This window comes from Pseudoalteromonas sp. SG43-7, from assembly GCF_014164295.1.
In the GTDB taxonomy this organism is placed as follows: domain Bacteria; phylum Pseudomonadota; class Gammaproteobacteria; order Enterobacterales; family Alteromonadaceae; genus Pseudoalteromonas; species Pseudoalteromonas rhizosphaerae.
In genome coordinates this window covers 1-3,620 of the sequence record NZ_JACJEY010000115.1, presented here as the reverse complement: position 1 = coordinate 3,620, position 3,620 = coordinate 1, and the positions used below count along the sequence as shown (strand labels likewise).

2 protein-coding genes are annotated in these 3,620 nt (G+C 39.8%); both read left to right on the top strand.

Annotated features, from left to right (window positions below; genetic code table 11):
* Positions 1 to 146: 146 nt before the first annotated feature.
* The gene (locus H5200_RS22865; protein ID WP_182762775.1) at positions 147 to 2,102 is read left to right on the top strand and encodes a nucleoside-diphosphate sugar epimerase/dehydratase; all 1,956 of its coding nucleotides are present in this window, start codon (positions 147 to 149) and stop codon (positions 2,100 to 2,102) included.
* A gap of 294 nt (positions 2,103 to 2,396) precedes the next feature.
* Positions 2,397 to 3,563, top strand: a complete 1,167-nt coding sequence (locus H5200_RS22860) for a nucleotide sugar dehydrogenase (protein WP_149980575.1) — start codon at positions 2,397 to 2,399, stop codon at positions 3,561 to 3,563.
* Positions 3,564 to 3,620 lie beyond the last annotated feature (57 nt).

Genomic DNA, 3,620 nt, shown 5'->3' with positions numbered 1-3,620 from the left:
TAGCTGATAGCTGATAGCTGATAGCTGATAGCTGATAGCTCCTATGCTTTTTATAAGCTATAATTAATGAAATTTTAACAATTAAAGAGCTACTGTTTTGCTCTTTATATTTCGAATCAACAGAGTACAAGAAAAGGGAACTTGTTGTGGATAGTTTCATCCGGTCTATTTTGAATGCTTCTCGCGCTAAAAAGCGTGCTATCACCTTATTTATTGATTCACTTTTTATTGCCGCAGCATTTTGGCTTGCGCTTATAGTGCGTTTAGACAGCCTTGCACCTTTTAGTGAACTTGGTAATTGGCTGCTGTTAGCAATGTTAATTCCTACTGGTTTAATCGCATTTATCAATCTTGGTTTATATCGTGCTGTATTAAGGTACATGAACTCGCAGGCGCTCTGGGCTATTGTGCTGGGCACTGTTATAACCACTGTAAGTTTGGTATTGCTGTCGTTTTTTGTGGGTATTACTATTCCGCGTACCATGCCATTTATTTTTGCTTGGTTATGTTTACTTACCGTTGGTGGTTCGCGCATTTTAGTGCGAGCGATGATCGGCAAAATGGCCACCGTAAATAAAGAATCGGTTATTATTTACGGTGCAGGCTCAGCGGGAAGGCAGCTTGCAACTGCACTCGGTGCCGGGCCAGAATATTACGTTCGTGCTTTTATTGATGATGATCAAAGCAAACAAGGGTCTATCATTCAAGGTATTCCGGTAATTTGCTTTAAAGATATTTATGAACTGATTAATAAGGGCAAGGCTACTAAAGTGCTTTTAGCGTTACCTAGCGCAAGCCGAGCAAGGCGCAAAGAAGTACTTGCGCAGCTAGAGCCATTAACAATTAAAGTTTTATCTATCCCTGGTATGGCAGATGTTGTTGAAGGTAAAGCGCAGCTTTCTGAATTTAGAGAAGTTGAAATTGAGGATTTATTAGGCCGTGACCCAGTTACCCCAAAACCCGAACTTATGGCTGCCAACATTGCTGGCAAAATAGTAATGGTTACTGGAGCTGGTGGTTCTATTGGCTCTGAGCTGTGCAGGCAAATAGTTAGGCAGCAACCTAAAAAACTGGTGTTATTTGAAATCTCTGAGTTTGGTTTATATTCAATTGAAAAAGAGCTAAATGAGTACATAGCTAATAATCATATTGATTTAGAACTAATCCCAATAATGGGCTCTGTGCAACGTATTAACCGTATTGAAACCGTAATGATGGCATTTGGTGTACAAACGGTGTACCACGCTGCTGCTTATAAGCACGTTCCGCTCGTTGAGCATAATGTGGTTGAAGGTGTGCGTAATAACGTATTTGGTACTTACTACGCAGCCAAAGCAGCCGTTAACGCAAAGGTTGAAACCTTTGTATTAATTTCCACCGATAAAGCGGTGCGCCCAACGAATGTAATGGGGGCAACCAAACGGATGGCTGAACTGGTATTACAAGGTTTAGCGCAAACCAAAGGTAAAGAGCATCGTACGCGTTTTTGCATGGTTCGTTTTGGTAATGTGCTTGGCTCGTCTGGCTCTGTGGTACCGTTATTTCGCAGGCAAATTAAAGAAGGTGGCCCTATTACGCTTACCCACCAAGATATCACCCGTTTCTTTATGACCATACCAGAAGCTGCGCAATTGGTAATCCAGGCCGGCTCTATGGGTAAAGGCGGTGATGTATTTGTACTTGATATGGGGGATTCGGTAAAAATTAAAGATTTAGCCAGTAAGATGATCCGCCTTTCAGGCCTTGAAGTGAAAGACAAAACCAACCCCCATGGTGACATCGAAATTTTATGCACCGGCCTGCGCCCAGGTGAAAAGCTTTACGAAGAGTTATTAATCGGTGATAACGTTGGTGAAACGCCACATGAGCGAATTATGACGGCAAATGAAGCTATGTTGCCGCTACCTGAATTAAAAGTGTTTTTAGAAGCATTTGACATTGCCTGTCATAACTTTGATCACGAAATGATCCGCCAATTGTTACTCGACGCCCCAACGGGATTTAACCCAACGGATGGTATCTGTGATTTGGTATGGAATGCTAAAAAAGGCAAACAGCTCGAAAGTACTCCTCAAGCGAATGTGGTTAATTTGAAGGGGTAGGGGAAGGTTAAAGGTACTAGGGGCTAGGTAAAAGACTAGGTGCTAGGCTTAACTTTGCATTCTCGGTGTAGCTCGAAGCGCCTTGGTGTAATCGGTTGTAAAAATGGTTTAAATGATTTATTCACCACTGAGAGCACGGAGTTCACAGAGAAGAGATTAAAGACTTTAGGTTTTAAACTGTTTTAATCATATATTGTGATGTAAATTAATGAATTGGATGAAAGTCTCTAGATATTAGGCTATGCGCCTGTACTAGGGTTAGGACGCTCAAATCAGAAGTTTAAGGACGGTGAAATGAAAGTTACTGTTTTTGGCACGGGTTATGTTGGCCTGTCTAATGCTATGTTACTTGCGCAACACAATAAAGTAGTTGCTGTTGATATAGACGAAAAAAAAGTCGCGCTTTTAAAAGACCAGCAATCGCCAATTGTTGACGTTGAAATAAGTGATTTTTTACAAAACAAGCAATTAAATTTTACCGCGACCACAAATAAAGAGTCTGCTCTGGTTGGCGCTGAGTTTGTAATTATTGCTACTCCTACCGATTATGATCCTGTAACAAACTATTTTAATACCAATAGTGTTGAGTCGGTTATTAAAGATGTAATGAGAATTAACCCAACGGCGACTATGGTTATTAAGTCAACTGTGCCTGTGGGCTTTACTCGATCGATTAAAGAAAAGCTTGGCACTGATAATGTAATATTTTCGCCAGAATTTTTACGTGAAGGTAAAGCATTGCACGACAATTTGTATCCATCTCGCATTATTGTCGGTGAGCAAAGTGAGCGGGCTAATATTTTTGCTAATTTATTGGCTCAAGGTGCAATAAAGCAAGATATTGAGGTTCTGTTTACTGACTCTACAGAAGCCGAAGCAATCAAGTTATTCTCAAATACTTACCTAGCAATGCGTGTTGCCTATTTTAATGAGCTTGATAGCTATGCTGAGAGCCATGGCTTAAATGCGAAGCAAATTATACAAGGTGTAAGCTTAGACCCTCGTATTGGTAACCATTATAATAATCCTTCATTTGGTTATGGCGGTTATTGTTTACCAAAAGATACCAAGCAGCTTTTAGCTAACTACCAAGTAGTGCCGAATAATATGATTAGGGCAATTGTTGATGCTAATAAAACTCGTAAGGATTTTATTGCGAACTCAATCATTAAGCGCAATCCTAAAGTTGTCGGTGTATACCGCTTAGTTATGAAGGCCGGCTCAGATAACTTTAGAGCATCTGCTATTCAAGGCATCATGAAGCGCATTAAAGCTAAGGGGATTGAAGTTGTAGTATATGAACCAGCTTTAAAAGATGAAGCATTTTTCAATTCACGTGTGATTAAAGATCTTAATGAGTTTAAAGAAATTGCTGATGTTGTTGTTTCCAACCGTATGGTTAAAGAGCTGAGTGATATTGCAGATAAAGTTTATACGCGAGATTTATTTGGTAGTGATTAAGTAATAGTTAAAGATTAAAGATTAAAGGTTAAAGGTTAAAGGTTAAAGGTTAAAGGT